Annotated in this window: 2 protein-coding genes, 1 tRNA gene and 1 pseudogene; 3 read left to right on the forward strand and 1 reads right to left on the reverse strand. The window is 62.4% G+C overall.

The window, feature by feature from the left end:
• The coding region (locus ACFQ4G_RS21745; protein WP_379041096.1) for a transposase at window positions 1-152 on the forward strand (152 nt) is incomplete at its 5' end.
• Window positions 153-309: 157 nt separating this feature from the next.
• Here ACFQ4G_RS21745 and flhA read toward each other — a convergent pair.
• Complete coding sequence (gene flhA / locus ACFQ4G_RS21750; protein ID WP_238209260.1) at window positions 310-2,463, reverse strand: flagellar biosynthesis protein FlhA; 2,154 nt, start codon at window positions 2,461-2,463, stop codon at window positions 310-312.
• A gap of 228 nt (window positions 2,464-2,691) precedes the next feature.
• Here flhA and ACFQ4G_RS21755 point away from each other — a divergent pair.
• Both ACFQ4G_RS21755 and ACFQ4G_RS21760 read left to right on the forward strand, forming a co-directional pair.
• Window positions 2,692-2,781, forward strand: a tRNA-Ser gene (locus ACFQ4G_RS21755).
• 187 nt (window positions 2,782-2,968) lie between these two features.
• Window positions 2,969-3,505, forward strand: a pseudogene (locus tag ACFQ4G_RS21760) (metallophosphoesterase); the annotation flags it as partial.
• Window positions 3,506-3,659: the final 154 nt, after the last annotated feature.

Consider the following 3,659-nt stretch of genomic DNA (forward strand, 5'->3'; position numbering starts at 1 on the left):
GGCATCGTTGGGTCGTCGAGCGTACCCACGCGTGGTTCAATCGCTTCCGCCGCCTGCCCGTCCGATACGAGCGACGTGCAGACATCTACGAGGCCTTCACCAGCCTTGCAGCCAGCCTCATCACCCCCAACCAGATCAAACGGTTCTGTTAGGCGCTCTAAGCCAGTCATTCGCGGAAGCCGGCCCGTCTCGTCGCCGGCTCTTACGACGCGCTTCCATCTATGATCTCGCACCTGTGGTGATGCGGATCGCACCTTTTCCGAAGATCGGCGACGGTCCCACGTGTCCATCGAGGTCGGACGTCCTCCGCTACACCGATCCTACGGTCCTTAGCCTTGCTCTCGGATGGATCTCCGCCTGGCTCATCACCGGTGTCTCGCGGCGAAAACGCTCGATGATCGAACGGACGAAGGGGCGCGCCTGGACCGATGTGACGAGAACCGGCATTTCGCCCATGCGTGCAGCCTGTTCGAAGCGGTCTCGCACCGTGTTGACGAATTCCGAGAGTTTGGAGGGCTGCATGGCGAGGTAGCGCTCCTCGCGCTCTCCTGCGATGGAATCGAGGAAGGCCTGCTCCCAGGCGGGCGACAGAGTGATGATCGGCAGCATGCCGTCGTGACCCTGGTACTGGGCGCAGATCTGGCGGCCGAGGCGGGCGCGGACGTGCTCGACGATGTCGCGCGGGTTCTTCACGTGGCCCGCCACTTCGGCGATGCCCTCGACGATGGAGCCGAGATCGCGGATCGAGACTCGCTCGGCGAGGAGATATTGCAGCACGCGCTGGATGCCGGTGGTGGCGATCTGTGACGGTACGACCTCTTTGAGGAGGTCGGCGTGGTCCTTGGAGAGTTCTTTCAGGAGCTTCTGTACCTCAACATGGTTCAGCAGTTCCGAGACATGCGCCTTAATGATCTCGGTGAGGTGGGTCGAGACTACCGTGGCCGCATCCACCACGGTGTAGCCCTTGAGCTGAGCCTGATCACGCAGCGACGCGTCGATCCAGGTCGCCGGCAGGCCGAAAGTCGGCTCCAGCATGTGCTGGCCCGGCAACTGCACCTGACCGCCCATCGGGTCCATCGCCATGAACTGACCGGGGAAGATCTGCCCGGTACCAGCCTCGATCTCCTTCACCCGGACGACGTAGGCGTTGGAATCGAGCTGAACATTGTCGAGGATGCGCACCGAGGGCATCACGAAGCCGAGTTCCGCCGCGAGTTGGCGGCGCAGGGCCTTGATCTGGTCCGTCAATCGGTCCTGGCCCTCCTGACCGTTGACGAGAGCGAGGAGCGCGTAACCCATCTCCAGCTTGAGATCGTCAAGCTTGAGGAGGTCTGTGACCGTCTCCTCCTTGGCGGCCTGGGCCGCGGCCACCGCAGTGGCGTCCATCGGTGCGCCGTCCGCATCCAGCGGGGGAGCCTCGCGCGCCAGTTTGGCGAAATGCCATGCGGCGTAGCCGGAGGCTCCGGCAAGCGCGAGGAACGGAAGCATCGGCATGCCGGGGAGGAGCGAGATCAGCACCATCACGCCCGACGACATGCCGAGCGCCTTCGGATAGTTCGCGAGCTGCTTGCCGAGCGCCTTGTCGGCCGAGCCTTTCACGCCGGCCTTCGAGACGAGGATGCCGGCCGCCGTCGAGACGATGAGCGCCGGCACCTGTGAGGCGAGGCCGTCGCCGATGGTGAGCAGGGTATAGGTCTTGGCCGCTCCCATGAACGGCATGCCCTGCTGAGCGACGCCGATGATGATACCGCCGATGACGTTGATGAAGGTGATCAGCAGCGCGGCGATGGCATCTCCGCGCACGAACTTCGAGGCACCGTCCATGGCGCCGAAAAACGAGGATTCCTCTTCCAGAGCCGCGCGGCGGGTCTTGGCGACCTTCTCGTCGATTAGGCCAGCCGACAGATCGGCGTCGATGGCCATCTGCTTGCCCGGCATGGCGTCGAGGGTGAAGCGGGCGGCCACCTCGGCGATACGGCCCGAACCCTTGGTGATGACGACGAAATTCACGATGATCAGGATCGCGAAGACGATGATCCCGATGACGAAGTTGCCGCCCATCACGAAGTTGCCGAAGGCTTCGATGACGTGGCCGGCCGCCGCCGTCCCCTCGTGACCGTGGCCGAGGATGAGGCGTGTCGAGGCGAGGTTCAGGGCCAGCCGCAGTAGGGTCGCGACGAGGAGCAGGGTCGGGAAGACCGTGAATTCGAGCGGATTGTCGATGAACAAGCCCGTCATCATGATCAGCACGGAGATGATGATCGAGACGGCGAGCAGAAGGTCGAGAAGAAATGCCGGAAGCGGGAAAATGAGCACCGTAAGGATGCCCATGACTGCGGTCGCGAAGAACAGGTCGGTGCGTTTCGACAACGCGTTGAGGTTGGCGCGGTTGGGGATCGCGAAGCTCGCGAACTGACCGACGCTCATTCCCGGAGCCGGCGCGGCGGCGCCCGTCTCGCTCATAATTCGAACCCTCGCGTCCCATTCGGACCCGGCAAGATTTGCCGAGCTCAGGGTTAGCAAAGAGTTAACGCGTTGCCTTCGAGGCACGGCCAGGCGTGAGGAACCCGGAAATCGGACGTTTCCGGACCGGTTCGGTGCCATGGTCCCTTGCACGGTGGGGACACGGCTTGTACAGCACGCCACCCACGCATCGCAGCTGCCGCTCGTTCGGCCAGCGATGTGGGGGCTGGAGGGGTGGCCGAGTGGTTGAAGGCGCACGCCTGGAAAGTGTGTATACGGGAAACCGTATCGCGGGTTCGAATCCCGCTCCCTCCGCCATTTATTCGAGCTAACTATCTGATTTTTGAGCAAATCTGAGCTCTGGGCGGAGACGCTTTTTGGACGTGGAGCGTCCGCACCAATCATCGTGGTCGTGATTTTTTCGGAGTACTGCTGATCCAAATCGGCATGGACGAGTTTGCGTGTCGGGACTTCGGTTTACGGCTCCCGAAAACGTCTGATCCGCATGGCGACCTTCTTCACCGCTGATACGCATTTCGGCGACGCACATATCCTCCGTCAGCGCGGGGATGCATTCGTATCGATCGAAGAGCACGATGCAGATCTGATCAGGCGTTGGAACGAGGTCGTCACCATCGACGACGAGGTCTGGCATCTCGGTGATTTCGCTGCCGGAGCGAGCCGGGCTCGCTGTGCCGAGATTTTTGCAGCCTTGAATGGTCGCAAGCGGCTCATTCGAGGCAATCACGATACCAATCGCGTTCTCGATCTGCCCTGGATCAAGCCGCCGTCGGAGAGTACTCGGATCACTCGACGCGACGCCGCCGGGACGGAATGGCGCTTGTTCCTCGCCCATTACGCTCATAGAGCCTGGCCGGGCCTCTGGCGCGGTACGCGGCATCTCTACGGCCATACGCATGGATCACTGCCCGACACGCGCTTTTCCTGCGACGTGGGTGTGGACGTGTGGGATTATCGGCCAGCCCGCCTCGACGATCTCATCGCACGTCAGAACCTGTCTCTCATCGTGCCGGAAGAGCTTCAGCGCGGGAGCGACGCGGGTCCACAAAATGTCAGGATCGACAAGGACGTTCATCAGCTAGATGTCGTTTCCAAGGAGGTTGTCCTTGGTCAGTCTGCTGATGGGTGGGTGTCCGCCGAGGGCTGAGTGGGGTCTGCGGCTGTTGTAGTCGCAG

This window comes from Methylobacterium marchantiae, assembly GCF_042679825.1.
Lineage (GTDB): Bacteria > Pseudomonadota > Alphaproteobacteria > Rhizobiales > Beijerinckiaceae > Methylobacterium > Methylobacterium marchantiae.